The organism is Streptomyces sp. NPDC093097, from assembly GCF_044754325.1.
Lineage (GTDB): Bacteria > Actinomycetota > Actinomycetes > Streptomycetales > Streptomycetaceae > Streptomyces.
This window is the reverse complement of sequence record NZ_JBIVOW010000002.1, coordinates 127,777-142,191: the sequence shown is the minus strand read 5'-3', so window position 1 is coordinate 142,191 and position 14,415 is coordinate 127,777. Positions and strand designations below refer to the sequence as shown.

Here is a 14,415-nt window from a genome sequence, read left to right as displayed (position 1 = left end):
TCGGCCACGTCCCGTCGAGAGGAGCCCGCCGTGAAGCAACTCACCGCCGCCCACTGCCCGTTGGCGGGGCGGGGGTGGGACGCCCTCGTCCGGATCTGGCGGGGCATGGAGCCGTCCCCGGTTGCAGGGTGGAGAGCGTGGACGGCATCAGTCGTCGACTGACGAACGGCGAAGGACCCGCCCCCGCCAGGACAGGTGGCGGGGCGGGCCCTTCGGTCTGCGGGGCCGTGGGAGCGGCCGGATCAGGGCTGGGTCGGGGCCGGCTCAGGCGGCCTTCTGGAGGGCCGGCAGTCGGCGCTGCGCCATCGCCCGGCGGGTGGCGTAGAGGGTGATGCCGGCGGCGGCCACCATCGCGGCCAGGCCGAGCGCGACGGTGCCCGACCAGCCGGCGGCGTGGAAGGCCGCGGCGCCGAGCGCGCCGCCCAGGCTGCTGCCGATGTAGTACGCGCACTGGTACAGCGCGGACGCCTGCGCCCGGGCCGTCGTGGCGGTGCGGCTGACCGAGGACGAGGCGACCGCATGGCCCGCGAAGAAGCCCGCGGTGATCAGGACCAGGCCCGCCAGCACCGCGCCGACCGACGCGATCAGGGTGAGCAGCAGGCCCGCGGTGGTGGTGCCCACGGCCAGGTAGAGCGCGCCCCGCCGGCCCACCCGGCCGACCAGCTTCCCGGCCGCGGCCGAGGAGACCGTACCGACCAGGTAGATGACGAAGATCGAGCCGACGATGCCCTGCGGCAGGTGGAACGGCTCGGCGACCAGGCGGTAGCCGATCACCGTGTAGACCGCGCCGAAGACCGTCATGAACAGCGCGCCGATCGCGTAGAGGCGGCGCAGCAATGGGTCGGCGAGATGCCCGGCGAGCGTACGGGCCAGCGTCCGCGGGCCCACCGAACGCGCCACGAAGTGCCGGGCCCTGGGCACCAGCAGCCGGAACGCCACCGCGCACACCACAGCCAGCACGCCCACCGCGCCCAGCGCGACCCGCCAGCCCCACGCCTGGGCCACCCAGCCGGTGACGATCCGCCCGGACATCCCGCCGATGCTGTTGCCGGCCACGAACAGGCCGATCGCCGCCACCAGCGCCCTGGCGCGCACCTCCTCGGCCAGGAACGCCATCGCCGACGCCGGCAGGCCGGCCAGCGCCACGCCCTGGACGGCGCGCAGCGCGATCAGCGTGCCGAGGGAGGGGGCGAAGGGCACCAGCAGCGCGAGCACCGCGGCGACGGTGAGGGAGGCCGTCATCAGGGTGCGGCGGCCGAACCGCTCGGAGAGCGCGCTCAGCGGGATCACGCCGAGCGCCAGCCCGAAGGTGGCCGCGGAGACGGTCCAACTCGCCTGGTCCGGCGACACGTTGAGATCGGCGGAGATCGCCGGCAGCAGTGCCTGCGTGGAGTACAGGAGGGCGAAGGTGGCCACTCCGGCGGCGAAGAGGGCGAAGCTCATCCGGCGGTAGCCGGGGCCGCCCGGCCGCAGCTTGTCCGACTCGGGGTCGGGCGCCGCGGCGGAGGAGGGGGAGTCGGTGGACGACGAGGGGGAGGCGGCCGCACGCTCGGTGACGGACGCCCCGGTATCGGCGGGAGGCATACCGGAAAAAATAGAAGCCTCACACCTCATGCGTCCAATGCATGAAAACGTCATAATCGATGCTGTGGCACATGATCCCAGCTCACCGTCGCCTCTGTCGCAGGATCGCAACAGAAAAGACATCCCGGAGCGCCTCCGCACCCGCCCGCCGGCCGCCCCCGCACCCGCCGAACTGGGCCCCGGCTCCTGGGCGCTGACGCTCGCCCCGCGGCTCGCCCAGTTCACCGCCGTCGCCCGGCACGAGCACGTCACCCGCGCCGCGCAGGAGCTCGGCGTGCCCCAACCCACCCTCAGCCGCGCCCTGGTGCGGCTGGAGGACGACCTCGGCGTCACCCTCTTCGCCCGGCACGGCCGCACCCTCTCCCTCACCCCGGCCGGCCGCGCCTTCCGCACCGCCGCCGAACGTGCCCTGACCGACCTGGAACGGTCCACCGAATCGGTCCGCGCCGACGCCGACCCGGCCGCCGGCAAGGTCGCCTTCGGCTTCCTGCACACCCTCGGCTCCGAGACCGTCCCCGCCCTGATCCGCAGCTTCCGCGCCGACCACCCCGGCATCCGCTTCCAGCTCGTCCAGAACTACGGCGAGGCGATGATCGAACGCCTCCGCGCCGGCGGCCTCGACCTCTGCCTGACCTCCCCGGTCCCGGACTCCCCGGACCTGGTCGCCCGCCGCCTCGACGAGCAGAAGCTCCGCCTGGTCGTCCCGGACGACCACCGGCTGGCCGGCCGCAAACGGATCCGCCTGGCGGAGGCGGCCGGCGAGCTCTTCGTCACCCTCGAACCGGGCTACGGCCTGCGCCGGATCACCGACGCGCTGTGCGCCGAGGCCGGCTTCACCCCGCGCGTCGCCTTCGAGGGCGAGGAGGCCGAGACCCTGCGCGGCCTGGTCGCCGCCGGTCTGGGCGTCGCCCTCCTCCCGCCGCCCGCGGTCCCGCGCCCCGGCGTCGCCGAACTGACCGTCACCGCCCCGCGCGCCGTCCGCGAGATCGGCGTCGCCTGGCTCGACGGCCGGGTGGACACACCCCCGGTCGCCGCCTTCAAGAAGTTCCTGCTGAGCCGCCGGGGGGCGCTGCTGCCGTGAGCGTCCGGCGCCGGGGCCGCCGCCGGGCGGCGCTTCAGTACCGCAACGACGCCCCGAACCCCGACGCCAGCGGCATCCGCAGGCCCAGGGGCGGGGGAGCGGCCAGGGCGTCCTTGACCGGCCGGGCGTAGCCGCGGGTGAAGAGGGAGCCGAGGACGAAGTCGGTGGCGAGGGCGTGGACTTCGAAGCGGTGCTGGTGGAGGGCGTGGCCGTCGGAGTGCACCTCGAAGCGGCAGGTGTCGCGGTTGATCTTCTTGGCGCGCTGGGCGTAGCGGTAGGACAGGTCGGGGTCGATCCGCTCGTCGTTGGTGCCGTGCACCAGCAGCACCCGGCGGCCGATCAACTGCTTCACCGGATCGGGTTCGGCGCCGAACCGGTGCGGGTCCGGCAGCCAGGGGGCGAGGGCCAGGACGGCGTGGACGGCCGGGTGGCCGGCGGCGTGCAGTGCGGCGCGGGCGCCCATGCCGGTGCCGACCAGGGCGACCGGCACGTCGCCGTAGCGCCGGACCACCTCGTCCAGCGCCCAGGTCGCGTCCTGCACCGGATGCGCCGCGGCGCCGTTCCAGCCGCGGCAGCGGTAGTGCACCACATGGGCGGTCAGCCCCTCGCGACGGCCGGCCCGGGCCAGCCGGGCGGCCAGCGGACGTGTCGTCAGGGCCGGCACCGGCGACGGCCGGCGCAGCCCGGTGGATCCGCACCCGGGCAGTAAGAGGGCGACGGCGTTCACCGTCCGGTCCGTGCCGTCCGCGCCCAGCGGCTTTCCCAGCCGGGCCGCGCGCGCTGGCAGTGCTTGCTGAGGCATGACGAGAACGATGTCAGAACGCGGCGCCCTGTCCACCCTGCGGACGGGTCACTGTTACGTATCGTTGGGCGGGATCTACGCGCGTAGGCGCTAGAGTGCGGCAATGACGAGCGAGTTCAGCAACCTCCCGACGCCCGAACAGATCCGCCGCGCCCCCAAGGTGCTGCTCCACGACCACCTCGACGGCGGGCTGCGCCCCGCCACCGTCGTCGACCTGGCGCGCGAGACCGGCTACGCGGGGCTCCCCGAGACCGATCCGGAGAAGCTCGGGATCTGGTTCCGCGAGGCCGCCGACTCCGGCTCGCTGGAACGCTATCTGGAGACGTTCGCGCACACCTGCGCCGTCATGCAGACCCGCGAGGCGCTGTTCCGGGTCGCCGCCGAGTGCGCCGAGGACCTGGCCGCCGACGGGGTCGTCTACGCCGAGGTGCGGTACGCGCCCGAGCAGCACCTGGAGGCCGGGCTCAGCCTCGAAGAGGTCGTCGAGGCCGTCAACGAGGGCTTCCGGGAAGGGGAGCGGCGGGCGCGGGCCGACGGCCACCGTATCCGGGTCGGCGCGCTGCTGACCGCGATGCGGCACGCCGCCCGCGCCCTGGAGATCGCCGAACTCGCCAACCGCTACCGCGACCTGGGCGTCGTCGGCTTCGACATCGCCGGCGCCGAGGCCGGCCACCCGCCCACCCGCCACCTCGACGCCTTCGAGTACCTCAAGCGGGAGAACAACCACTTCACCATCCACGCCGGCGAGGCCTTCGGCCTGCCCTCCATCTGGCAGGCGCTCCAGTGGTGCGGCGCCGACCGGCTCGGCCACGGCGTCCGCATCATCGACGACATCGAGGTCGCCGACGACGGCTCGGTCACCCTCGGCCGGCTCGCCTCCTACGTCCGCGACAAGCGCATCCCGCTGGAGCTGTGCCCCACCTCCAACCTCCAGACCGGCGCCGCCGCCTCCTACGCGGAGCACCCCATCGGCCTGCTGCGCCGGCTGCGGTTCCGCTGCACGGTCAACACCGACAACCGCCTGATGAGCGGTACGAGCATGTCCCGGGAATTCGAGCACCTGGTCCGGACGTTCCGCTACACGCTCGATGACATGCAGTGGTTCACGGTCAATGGAATGAAGTCCTCTTTCCTTCCTTTCGATGAACGTCTGGCCATGATCAATGAGGTCATCAAGCCCGGATACGCGGAATTGCGCTCCGAATGGGTCTTCCGGCAGTCGGCCGCAACACCCGCTCCCAGCAGGGACGTCGACGCCGGATAAGCGTCGCGGGAGGCGTCTAGCGCAACGGCCGGTGCATTGTCCACCGGCCGTTTTCCCGTGTGCCGGGAGCGATTGCCGGGGTGGCGGCGGGATCAGTAGGTTTCCAAGTCGGTCAAGCCCCCATCACGAGGACGTATTGCCATGAAGCAGGGAACTGCCAAGGTTCTTGGTGCCGTTGTGCTCGGTGCCGCCATCGCCGCCACCGCCGCGGGCACCGCCGTCGCCGCGCCGGCGGGCACCTCGAACGACGGGGTGCTGCACCGGCTGCCGGTGAAGGAGGCGGCCAAGACCCTCTCCGGGGCGACCAGCAAAAAGGGCGACGGCAACGGCGTCAAGACCAACCTGAACTCCAAGGGCAACAAGCTGCTCGGCGGCCTGCCCACCAGCGCGGTCGCCAAGACCCTCCACCTCGGCGGCTGACCGGCCCCTTCCGTCCCTCAGGGGACACCCCCAGTGCTGCCCCGGTCCGCGCACGGTATCCAGTGCGGGCCGGGGCGTCGTCGTGTCCGGTGACGACAGGGTCTACCAGGCGGTGGCGCCGGCCGTCCGCTCCTCCGAGGGGAGGAGGACCCACAGCGCCAGGTAGACCAGGAACTGGGGGCCGGGCAGCAGACAGGAGAGCAGGAAGATCACCCGCATCGTCGCCGGGGACGTCCCGAAGCGGCGGGCGAGGCCGGCGCAGACACCGGCGATCATGCGGTTGTTGGTGGGACGGACCAGTGCGGCGGCCATGACGGGCTTCTCCCTTTCGATGCTTTGGAGCGGTTGCCCCGATGCCTCAAAAGTAGGTCCGACCAGCGGGAAAGACGTCAGCCTGCGGGGTCAGTCCGACCCTGGGGATTCTCGGGGTCGCGGCCCTGAGCCGCTCGTCCCGGCGGCGGAGCCGGCACCGTACCCCAGGGACGACCAGCAGATGCGCCAGTGCCACCCCGAGCGTGTTCAGCAGCACCATGTCGACGTCCGGCACCTGGCCCGGCACCGTGCTCTGCACCAGCTCTATCGTCAACGAGATCATCGCGCCCCCGAAGACCGTCCGGGCCATCGAGGCCAGCGGGGAGACGTCCAGGCGTCCGCCGACCAGCGGCAGCAGTATCCCCAGCGGCGCCAGCAGCAGCACCGGCACGCCCAGGTGCCACACCGCCGACCAGCCGCCCCGCGCCAGTTCGGCGTCGATCGAGGCCAGCGGCTGGAGATTCGCGGCCGGCACCCACGGCACCGTACGGGGACGCAGCAGCAGCCACCCGAGGATCAGCAGATGCGCCACAAGGAGGAGAAAGCCGGTGGCGCGCAAACGGGGGGCGAGGGAAGAAGTGCCGGAGCCATGACGCTGCACACAGGCCAGGACGCGGGTAGCGGGGGCCGCGGTTCCGTCCCGTTGCGCCCGGCTTCGCCCGAAGCGCTCACCGCCCGCCCGGCGGATCACGGCCCGGTCCGGCCCTGATCCGCGGGGTGGCGCCTAGCTCTCCTCGGCCTGCGGATCGCCCCATCCCGCGTGCTGTGCGGTGTCCGGATTGGCCAGGACGTCCGGCGAGCAGTCGTAGCGGTGCACTGTCGCGTCGCCCGGACCGCCCAGCAGTGCGCCGCCGGCCCGGCCCAGCGCGACGCTCCGGCCGTAGGTGCACACCAGCTGCGCCAGCGCGAACGAGGGCAGGTCGGCCGGTTCGACGGACAGCCGCAGCGCCTCCGGCGCGTCCCCGGCGCGCGGCCCGTCCACCCGCAGCGACCGGGGCAGGTCGGTGCTGAAGCCCGCCCGGATCTCGTCCGCCGACGGCGGCTTCTGGAGCTCGGCCAGGAGCGTACGGGCCGCCGGCAGCTGGTCCCCGGACCCGGTGACGCCCGGCGGCCGCGGCACCGTCCGCCCCACCGAGACCAGCGTCGAACCGCACACCAGATACACCGGCACCCGCTGCGTACCGGGCGCGGCCGAGGCCGTGGCCTCCTCAGGGGCCATGCAGCTCACCCGCGACGGCGCACCGCCCGCGTCGACCGGGACGGACGTGCCGCGGACCCCGCAGCCCGCGACGGCCAGCGCCAGCGCCGCCAGGGAGGCCCGCCGCACCGCCCTGGACCGGATCCGCCGGGTCATCGCCCGTCCTCCGCGCCCTGGCCGGCGTCGGCCGGCCGCTCCCCCCGGTCGCCGCGCTCGTCCTCGTCGGCCGGCTGGGAGGTGTCCATGGGCAGCCGCAGGGTGAAGACCGCGCCGCCCTCGGGGTGGTTGGACGCGCTGATCCGGCCGCCGTGGATGTGCGCGTTCTCCTGCGCGATCGACAGGCCCAGACCGCTGCCCTCGGACCGCGGCCGGGACGCGCTCGCCTTGTAGAAGCGGTCGAAGACGTGCGGCAGCACCTCCTCCGGGATGCCCGGACCGTGGTCCCGCACCCGGATCACCAACTGGCCGCCGCCCGGCTCCCGTTCGCCCTCGACGCGGGCGGGGTCCCCGCCGGCCGCGGACTCCGCCGTGGCGCCCTCCGGCGCCTCCCCGGCCGGTGCGCCCGCGGCGGGCTCCGCCGGCTCCGTACGGACCGAGACCCGCACCGGGGAGCCGCCGTGCTTGAGGGCGTTGCCGATCAGGTTCGCCAGGATCACGTCCAGCCGCCGCGGGTCCAGCAGGGCCACGATGCCGCGGTCCGCGTCCAGCTCCACCGCGTCCAGCCAGGCCCGGGCGTCGATACAGGCGGTCACCTGGTCGGCGACGTCGACGTCGTCCAGCACCAGCCGGGCGGTCCCCGCGTCGAAGCGGGTGACCTCCATGAGGTTCTCCACGAGGTCGTTCAGCCGCCGGGTCTCGCTGACCACCAGCTGCACGGCCGGCGCGATCATCGGGTCGAGGGAGTCCGCCTCCTCCTCCAGCACCTCGGTGACGGCGGTGATCGCGGTCAGCGGCGTCCGCAGCTCGTGCGACATGTCGGCGACGAACCGGCGGGACGCCGCCTCCCGCCCGCTCAGCTCCTCGACGCGCTGCTGGAGCCGCTCCGCGGTGCGGTTGAACGTCCGTGACAGATCGGCCAGCTCGTCGGTGCCGGTCACCCGCAGCCGGGTGTCCAGCCGCCCCTCGCCCAGCTGCCGCGCCGCGTACCCCAGGCGCTGTACGGGCCGCAGCACGGTCGTCGCGGCGGCCTGCGCCAGCAGCGCCGAGCCGACCAGCGCCAGCGCGGTGGCGATCCCCAGCGACCAGCCCAGCGACGACAGGTCCTGCCGCTCGGTCGCCAGCGACTTCATCATGTAGCCGGTCGGGCCGCCGCCGGTCACCTTCGCCCCGGCGATCAGGTACGGGACGTCCCCCACCTCGTTGCGCTGCCAGTACAGGTGGTGGGCGTCGTGGTTGTTCTCGTCGACCGGGCGCACCTGGTCGACCGCGTTGCGCAGCGACTGCGGCACGGTCGACGGCGTCAGCAGGTCCTTGTTCGTGGTGGCCGCGCACTCCTTGCCGGCGCGGTCCTCGCCGATCAGCAGCACCGTGTAGTTCTGCGGACCGGACGCCATCTGCCGTGCCGCGTCCTGGAGTTCGGCGCACCGCGGGCGCAGCGGGAGCGAGCGGGTGTTGTCCTCCAGTGCCTTGCGGAAGTCCTGGAGGGCGGCGTTCTGCGTGCGGTCCAGCACCGTGTTGCGATTGAGCCAGTACGCGATCCCGGACGCCGAGACCGCCGCGGTCAGCGCCACCAGCGCAAACACCACGACTAGCCGCAACCGCAGACTCGTCAGCCGCAGCAGCCCCGCCACCCGGCGCAGCAGCCGCACCGGCCGGCCGCCGTCCCCGGTCCGCTGGTTCCCCTCTCCGGCGCCATCGCCGCCCGTCGCCGCTGCCGTCACTGGGGAGCGTCCAGTCGGTAGCCGACCCCGCGGACCGTGCGGATCAACGTCGGTGAGGACGGGACGTCCTCCACCTTCGCGCGCAGCCGCTGCACACAGGCGTCCACCAGTCGCGAGTCCCCGAGGTAGTCGTGCTCCCACACCAGCCGCAGCAGCTGCTGCCGGGACAGCGCCTGCCCGGGCCGCCGGCTCAGCTCCAGCAGCAACCGCAGCTCGGTCGGGGTCAGTTGCAGGTCCTGGCCGTTCTTGGTGACGGTCATCGCCGACCGGTCGATCATCAGCGAGCCGAACGTCGCCGAATCACTGGACTCCCGTTCCCCGCGCCGCAGCACCGCCCGGATCCGGGCGTCCAGCACCCGGCCCTGGACCGGTTTGACGACATAGTCGTCCGCACCGGACTCCAGCCCCACCACCACGTCGATGTCGTCACTGCGCGCGGTGAGCAGGATGATCGGCAACTGGTCCGTACGCCGGATCCGGCGGCACACCTCGAAACCGTCGATGCCGGGCAGCATCACGTCCAGCACGATCAGGTCCGGACGCTGCTCGCGCAGCAACTTCAGGCCGTCCTCGCCCGTCGCCGCGGTCATCACGCGGTGACCCTGGCGGGACAGCGAGAGTTCGAGGGCCGTACGGATGGCGTCATCGTCCTCGATCAGCAACAGGAAAGGCACGCTTGCCATTCTGGCGTATGGGACGCCTGGAGATCGACCGGTGCCGCCCGCCCCGATCGGTCGCTCTGTGTGGTGGCGCCACGCCGTACCGTGACAGGCCCTGTGACACGTCTGTGACAGACGGCGGACAACGCGATGAAACTGGCTTGGCAGTCTTTTGGGCAACCGGGAGAGATCAACACCGCCACGGCGGATCCCGACCGGAAAACACCGAACGAACTGGCTCGACCGACGGGGGGCAGCGCGATGAACACTCTGCACGGCACTACTTCCGGCGCAGTCGTCACGCGCCTCCATGACATCCGAGTCGGCGAGAAGTCCGGCGCTGCGGGCCTGCGGGGGTGCGTTCGCGGCGCCGGGCGTCAACGTCCGCCGTACATGGTGGCCATTGACGCGATGATGGTGCCCACCCAGGGGCCCGACGGGGGAGACGCGGGCCGGGAGAGCACCGACGGGGGAGCGCAGTACGGGGAGACGGGGGACCGGCGCACCACGACGCAGGAGGCCGAGGCCGAAGCGGCCTTCACCGCCTACGTCCAGGAGCGCCGCGCCTCCCTGTACGCCACCGCCTACCACCTGACCGGTGACCGCCACGAGGCCGAGGACCTGCTCCAGAGCGCGCTGTTCTCGACCTACCGGGCCTGGGACCGGATAAGCGACAAGGCGGCGCTCGGCGGCTACCTGCGCCGCACCATGACGAACCTGCACATCAGCGCCTGGCGCCGGCGCAGGCTCAACGAGTACCCGACCGAGGAACTGCCCGAGATCGCCACCGACGCGGACACCATGCGCGGCACCGAGCTGCGCGCCGTCCTGTGGCAGGCACTGGCCCGGCTGCCCGAGACGCAGCGCACCATGCTGGTGCTGCGTTACTACGAGGGCCGCACGGACCCGGAGATCGCGGACATCCTCAACATCAGTGTCGGCACGGTGAAGTCCAGCATCTGGCGCTCGCTGCGCCGGCTGCGCGAGGACGAGGTCCTCAGCTTCGGCCGTGACGAGCAGGAGTCCTTCGGCGCACTGGTCGCCTGAGGACGGGGGGTAAGGCCCGAGGGGAATCCGGGGGGATCGCCCGAGGGGGTAAGGGGAAAACCGGGGGAACACGGGGGAAGCGAGCGGGTTCGGACGGCCGGGGGGTCTGTCCGAACCCGCTCTTCCGTGTGCGTGTGACGTGGTGGACGGGGGCGCGCCGCGAACGGCGTCCGCCTCCTCGCGCCTCGACGCGCTGGGGCGTGTCTTCAAACTGGCGGTGTTCGGCCGGAGGCCGGGCCGTGCGGCGTCTGGTGCGTGCGATCGCAAGGCGGAGGACTGCCCCGATACTGGGCGTATCGGGGCGGTCCGACAACGCGGCGAGGGCGCGTGCCAGGCGTCGCACGGCAGACGTCAGTTTGAAGACACGCGCTAGGGCCGGGGCGCCGTCCCCACCGGCGCCTCCCCCGAGTTCTCGGCTCTTCTCCCACTCCCGGCTCCGCCCCGGGCGGATGCCCATGAACAGGGAGGTGCCCCCGCCCGCGCCGCCGCTATCCGGGCCAGCGCCTCCGGCCTGGCGCACGGGTGGGCGCCGAGCGCGGTGTGCCGGGCCACGAGCGTCCGTTCGTTGCGCAGCAACCGCAGCCCCCGGCGCACCAGATACACCGCCGGCTTGCGCCCCTCCCGCAGATCCCGGGCCAGCCGCCGGCGGAAGGTCGTGGTCGGCCGCCCGCGCAGGCACAGCGCGTCGGCCAGCAGCCCCGCCTCCCGGCACCGGTCGATGACGTCGGCGGCGAAGACGCCCTCCGCGATCAGCAGCGGCGCCCCGTCGAGCGCCAGCCCCGCGGAGCCGGTCCGGGCGCTGGCCGCGATGTCGTACACCGGCACCACCGTCCGCCCCGTGCGGCACAGTTCCTCGATGGCCGCGACCGCGGCGCCCGCGTCCCAGGAGAGCGGCGAGTCCCAGTCCGCACCGTCGCCGTTCGGCAACTGCGGCAGCGACGGGTCCGTGCCCTCCTTGTAGAAGTCGTCGAGGTTGAGGACCGGAAGGCCGGTCGCGGCGGCCAGCGACGTCTTGCCGGAACCGGATGGTCCGGTCAGCAGGACGACGCGGGCGGTGGTCGAGGGGGCGGGCACGTCGGCAGTCACGGGCACTTATTGTCGGCCATTGCGCCGCGCGGGGTACCCCAGGCGCGCGAGGTGGAACCCCCGCCACCGCTCAACTACGCTTCGCAGTCAACCGATTACGCGTCCGGTTACGCGTCCGGCCGGATGCCGCTCGCGCAGCCGGTGGCGCAACTGGCCTTCCGCTTCGCTCCCGATCCACAGGCAGGTGGCACACATGCCCTCCCACGCACGTCCCAAGCCCCGCCGCGTCCCGCGCGGTCTGCTGCGCGCCGGGCTGGTGGTCTCCGCCGCCGGCGCGGCGATCACGGGCGGTGCGGCGGCGGCGAGCGCGGCCGCCCCCGCGTCGTCCGGTTCCGCGGGCCTCCAGGCGGCCGCGCCGGACGCCGGCGCCGCGGCACACGGGCTCGTCCACGCGGTGACGGACTCCCTGGGCGGCGCCATCGCCCCGATCAAGGACCTCCAGCTCGACCCGCTGGCCAACACCGGCGTCGACCCGCTGGACAACGCCGTCGGCACCCAGATCGCCGACTTCAAGCCGGTGAGCACCGCGCTGGTGACCGACCCGGTGACGCACGGCGGCGCACTGCGGACCCTCCCGCTGGTCGGCCCGCTGACCCGCATCCTGCCGGGCTGACGGGGGAGACGGGCCGGCCGCGGGAGCCGGAGGCCGCGCACCGCCCCCAGCACCCCCTCCACGCGAACGGCGCGGGACCCCGCCCATCAGGGCGAGGCCCCGCGCCGTTCGTCCGTACCGGGCCGGCCGACGGATCAGACGCCCATCGGGTGCCACACCGTCTTGGTCTCCAGGAAGGCCAGCAGCCGGTCGGTGCCCGGGTCGGCGAACCAGTCCGCCGTATGGGAAGGGGCAGCGCGCAGCGCTTCGTCTGAAGGGTGGTGGCGGGCGACGGGTGGGCGCAGCACCCGCTTGAGGTTGTCCGCCGCCGCCGTCTCCAGCTCCCGCGCCGACTCCGCGTCCGCGCCGGCCAGATCGAGGGCGTTGACGTCCTGGTGGGCGGCGAGGGGCGCGCCCAGCTCCGCGGTCCGGCCGGAGAGGAGGTTGACCACACCGCCCGGCAGGTCCGAGGTGGCGAGCACCTCGGCCAGCGACAGCGCCGGCAGCGGCGCCCGCTCGGACGTCACGACCACCGCGGTGTTGCCGGTGACGATCACCGGGGCGAGCACCGACACCAGCCCCAGGAACGAGGACTCCTGGGGCGCCAGCACGGCGACCACACCGGTCGGCTCGGGGGCGGAGAGGTTGAAGTACGGGCCCGCCACCGGGTTCGACGACCCGGCGATCTGGGCGACCTTGTCGGACCAGCCCGCGTACCAGACCCAGCGGTCGATCGCCGCGTCCACCTGCGCCGCGGCCTCGGCCTTCGACAGCCCCTCGGCGTCGGCCACCTCCGCGGCGAACTGGTCCCGGCGGCCCTGGAGCATCTCCGCGACGCGGTAGAGGATCTGGCCGCGGTTGTACGCCGTGGCGCCCGACCAGCCGCCGAACGCCTTGCGGGCGGCGACCACCGCGTCCCGGGCGTCCTTGCGGGAGGACAGCGGGGCGTTGGCGAGCCAGTTGCCCTGTGCGTCGGTCACCTCGTACACCCGCCCGCTCTCGGACCGGGGGAACTTGCCCCCGACGTACAGCTTGTAGGTCTTGAAGACAGCCAGCCGCTCAGACATCGAGGTACGCCTCCAGACCGTGCCGGCCGCCCTCGCGGCCGAAGCCCGACTCCTTGTAGCCGCCGAACGGCGAGGTCGGGTCGAATTTGTTGAACGTGTTGGACCAGATGACGCCCGCGCGCAGCTTGTTCGCCATCCACAGCATCCGGGAGCCCTTCTCCGTCCAGATGCCCGCCGACAGGCCGTAGGGAGTGTTGTTGGCCTTGGCCACCGCCTCCTCCGGCGTGCGGAACGTCAGCACCGACAGCACCGGGCCGAAGATCTCCTCGCGGGCGATCCGGTGCGCCTGGGTGACGCCGGTGAACAGCGTCGGCGCGAACCAGTAGCCGGAGCCGGGCAGTTCGCAGGCGGGGGACCAGCGCTCGGCGCCCTCCGCCTCGCCCGCGTCGGCGAGTTCGGCGATCCGGGCCAGCTGCTCGGCGGAGTTGATCGCGCCGATGTCGGTGTTCTTGTCCAGCGGATCGCCGACCCGGAGGGTGGCCATCCGGCGCTTGAGCGCGTCCAGCAGCTCGTCCTGGATCGACTCCTGGACCAGCAGCCGGGAACCCGCGCAGCACACGTGGCCTTGGTTGAAGAAGATCCCGTTGACGATCCCCTCGACGGCCTGGTCGATCGGGGCGTCGTCGAAGACGATGTTGGCCGCCTTGCCGCCCAGTTCGAGGGTGAGCTTCTTCTCCGTCCCGGCGACGGTACGGGCGATCGCCTTGCCGACCTCGGTGGAACCGGTGAACGCGACCTTGTCGATGCCCGGGTGGGCCACCAGCGCAGCCCCGGTCGAGCCGTCACCGGTGACGATGTTGACGACGCCCTTGGGGAGCCCCGCCTGGCGGCAGATGTCCGCGAAGAACAGGGCGGAGAGCGGGGTGGTCTCGGCGGGCTTGAGGACGACGGTGTTGCCGCAGGCCAGCGCCGGGGCGACCTTCCACGCCAGCATCAGCAGCGGGAAGTTCCACGGGATGACCTGGCCGGCCACGCCCAGTGGCCTGGGGTCCGGGCCGAAGCCGGCGTGGCCGAGCTTGTCCGCCCAGCCCGCGTAGTAGAAGAAGTGCGCGGCCACCAGCGGCAGATCGGCGTCCCGCGACTCGCGGATCGGCTTGCCGTTGTCCAGCGTCTCCAGGACGGCCAGCTCGCGCGAGCGCTCCTGGATGATCCGGGCGATCCGGAAGAGGTACTTGGCGCGCTCGGCGCCGGGCAGCGCCGACCAGGTCTCGAACGCCCTGCGGGCCGCCTGCACGGCGCGGTCGACGTCCTCGCCGGTGCCCTGGGTGTACTCGGCCAGCACCTCCTCGGTGGCGGGCGAGACGGTCTTGCGCAGGCCACCGCCCGCGCCCTCGGTGAACTCGCCGTCGATGAACAGCCCGTAGGAGGACACGAGGTCCACCACGGCGCGCGACTCGGGCGCCGGTGCGTAGTCAAAGGTCAT

At 73.0% G+C, this 14,415-nt stretch carries 15 protein-coding genes; 5 read left to right on the top strand and 10 right to left on the bottom strand.

Translation table 11 applies throughout. From position 1 onward, the window contains the following. Positions 1–264: 264 nt before the first annotated feature. A complete protein-coding gene (locus tag ACIQE0_RS03590; RefSeq protein ID WP_366331154.1) occupies positions 265–1,584 on the bottom strand; it encodes an MFS transporter in 1,320 nt (439 codons plus the stop codon). Positions 1,585–1,621: 37 nt separating this feature from the next. On the opposite strand from ACIQE0_RS03590, the gene ACIQE0_RS03585 reads away from it, so the two are divergent. Next, on the top strand, positions 1,622–2,665 hold the full coding sequence (locus ACIQE0_RS03585; RefSeq protein WP_366331155.1) for a LysR family transcriptional regulator: 1,044 nt from the start codon (positions 1,622–1,624) through the stop codon (positions 2,663–2,665). A gap of 34 nt (positions 2,666–2,699) precedes the next feature. Here the strand turns inward: ACIQE0_RS03585 and ACIQE0_RS03580 are convergent, their stop codons facing one another. Further along, entirely contained in the window at positions 2,700–3,467 is a 768-nt protein-coding gene (locus tag ACIQE0_RS03580; protein ID WP_366331156.1) for an alpha/beta hydrolase, read from the bottom strand. A 103-nt stretch (positions 3,468–3,570) separates the two neighbouring features. On the opposite strand from ACIQE0_RS03580, the gene ACIQE0_RS03575 reads away from it, so the two are divergent. Together ACIQE0_RS03575 and ACIQE0_RS03570 are read left to right on the top strand one after the other, a co-directional pair. Continuing rightward, the gene (locus ACIQE0_RS03575; protein ID WP_366331157.1) at positions 3,571–4,731 is read left to right on the top strand and encodes an adenosine deaminase; all 1,161 of its coding nucleotides are present in this window, start codon (positions 3,571–3,573) and stop codon (positions 4,729–4,731) included. A gap of 141 nt (positions 4,732–4,872) precedes the next feature. Further along, a complete protein-coding gene (locus ACIQE0_RS03570) occupies positions 4,873–5,151 on the top strand; it encodes a hypothetical protein (RefSeq protein WP_402328780.1) in 279 nt (92 codons plus the stop codon). 102 nt (positions 5,152–5,253) lie between these two features. Here the strand turns inward: ACIQE0_RS03570 and ACIQE0_RS03565 are convergent, their stop codons facing one another. The 5 genes from ACIQE0_RS03565 to afsQ1 all read right to left on the bottom strand — a co-directional run bounded on the left by ACIQE0_RS03565 (position 5,254) and on the right by afsQ1 (position 9,215). Beyond that, positions 5,254–5,463, bottom strand: coding sequence for a PspC domain-containing protein (locus ACIQE0_RS03565; protein ID WP_366331159.1), 210 nt, complete (start codon positions 5,461–5,463; stop codon positions 5,254–5,256). Between the two features lie 46 nt (positions 5,464–5,509). Then, on the bottom strand, positions 5,510–5,995 hold the full coding sequence (locus ACIQE0_RS03560; RefSeq protein WP_402328778.1) for a VanZ family protein: 486 nt from the start codon (positions 5,993–5,995) through the stop codon (positions 5,510–5,512). 192 nt (positions 5,996–6,187) lie between these two features. After that, positions 6,188–6,817, bottom strand: a complete 630-nt coding sequence (locus ACIQE0_RS03555; RefSeq protein ID WP_366331161.1) for a hypothetical protein — start codon at positions 6,815–6,817, stop codon at positions 6,188–6,190. Then, positions 6,814–8,541 (bottom strand): ATP-binding protein, encoded by a 1,728-nt coding sequence (locus tag ACIQE0_RS03550; RefSeq protein ID WP_402328776.1) that lies wholly within the window; start codon positions 8,539–8,541, stop codon positions 6,814–6,816. The genes ACIQE0_RS03555 and ACIQE0_RS03550 overlap by 4 nt, the downstream gene beginning before the upstream one ends. Then, positions 8,538–9,215 (bottom strand): two-component system response regulator AfsQ1, encoded by a 678-nt coding sequence (gene afsQ1, locus ACIQE0_RS03545; protein WP_180985761.1) that lies wholly within the window; start codon positions 9,213–9,215, stop codon positions 8,538–8,540. The genes ACIQE0_RS03550 and afsQ1 overlap by 4 nt, the downstream gene beginning before the upstream one ends. Positions 9,216–9,461: 246 nt before the next feature. Here afsQ1 and ACIQE0_RS03540 point away from each other — a divergent pair, with 246 nt between their 5' ends. After that, positions 9,462–10,247 carry a SigE family RNA polymerase sigma factor gene (locus ACIQE0_RS03540; RefSeq protein ID WP_366331162.1) on the top strand — a complete coding sequence of 262 codons (786 nt, stop codon included), beginning with the start codon at positions 9,462–9,464 and terminating at the stop codon, positions 10,245–10,247. 369 nt (positions 10,248–10,616) lie between these two features. On the opposite strand, the gene ACIQE0_RS03535 is transcribed toward ACIQE0_RS03540, so the two are convergent. Beyond that, on the bottom strand, positions 10,617–11,333 hold the full coding sequence (locus tag ACIQE0_RS03535; protein WP_402328773.1) for a uridine kinase: 717 nt from the start codon (positions 11,331–11,333) through the stop codon (positions 10,617–10,619). A 193-nt stretch (positions 11,334–11,526) separates the two neighbouring features. On the opposite strand from ACIQE0_RS03535, the gene ACIQE0_RS03530 reads away from it, so the two are divergent. Continuing rightward, the gene (locus ACIQE0_RS03530) at positions 11,527–11,946 is read left to right on the top strand and encodes a hypothetical protein (protein WP_384096597.1); all 420 of its coding nucleotides are present in this window, start codon (positions 11,527–11,529) and stop codon (positions 11,944–11,946) included. Between the two features lie 134 nt (positions 11,947–12,080). Here the strand turns inward: ACIQE0_RS03530 and ACIQE0_RS03525 are convergent, their stop codons facing one another. Beyond that, positions 12,081–12,992: an aldehyde dehydrogenase family protein gene (locus tag ACIQE0_RS03525; RefSeq protein WP_402328771.1), complete on the bottom strand. Its 912-nt coding sequence runs from the start codon at positions 12,990–12,992 to the stop codon at positions 12,081–12,083. Then, positions 12,985–14,415 carry an aldehyde dehydrogenase family protein gene (locus tag ACIQE0_RS03520; protein WP_402328769.1) on the bottom strand — a complete coding sequence of 477 codons (1,431 nt, stop codon included), beginning with the start codon at positions 14,413–14,415 and terminating at the stop codon, positions 12,985–12,987. The genes ACIQE0_RS03525 and ACIQE0_RS03520 overlap by 8 nt, the downstream gene beginning before the upstream one ends.

Coding starts and splice junctions, on each gene's coding strand:
- ACIQE0_RS03580 (WP_366331156.1), bottom strand. CDS start 3,467: ATGCCTCAGCAAGCACTGCCAGCGCGCGCGGCCCGGCTGGGAAAGCCG.
- ACIQE0_RS03520 (WP_402328769.1), bottom strand. CDS start 14,415: ATGACCTTTGACTACGCACCGGCGCCCGAGTCGCGCGCCGTGGTGGAC.
- ACIQE0_RS03575 (WP_366331157.1), top strand. CDS start 3,571: ATGACGAGCGAGTTCAGCAACCTCCCGACGCCCGAACAGATCCGCCGC.
- ACIQE0_RS03570 (WP_402328780.1), top strand. CDS start 4,873: ATGAAGCAGGGAACTGCCAAGGTTCTTGGTGCCGTTGTGCTCGGTGCC.
- ACIQE0_RS03585 (WP_366331155.1), top strand. CDS start 1,622: ATGCATGAAAACGTCATAATCGATGCTGTGGCACATGATCCCAGCTCA.
- ACIQE0_RS03565 (WP_366331159.1), bottom strand. CDS start 5,463: ATGGCCGCCGCACTGGTCCGTCCCACCAACAACCGCATGATCGCCGGT.
- ACIQE0_RS03555 (WP_366331161.1), bottom strand. CDS start 6,817: ATGACCCGGCGGATCCGGTCCAGGGCGGTGCGGCGGGCCTCCCTGGCG.
- ACIQE0_RS03525 (WP_402328771.1), bottom strand. CDS start 12,992: ATGTCTGAGCGGCTGGCTGTCTTCAAGACCTACAAGCTGTACGTCGGG.
- ACIQE0_RS03540 (WP_366331162.1), top strand. CDS start 9,462: ATGAACACTCTGCACGGCACTACTTCCGGCGCAGTCGTCACGCGCCTC.
- ACIQE0_RS03530 (WP_384096597.1), top strand. CDS start 11,527: ATGCCCTCCCACGCACGTCCCAAGCCCCGCCGCGTCCCGCGCGGTCTG.
- ACIQE0_RS03590 (WP_366331154.1), bottom strand. CDS start 1,584: ATGCCTCCCGCCGATACCGGGGCGTCCGTCACCGAGCGTGCGGCCGCC.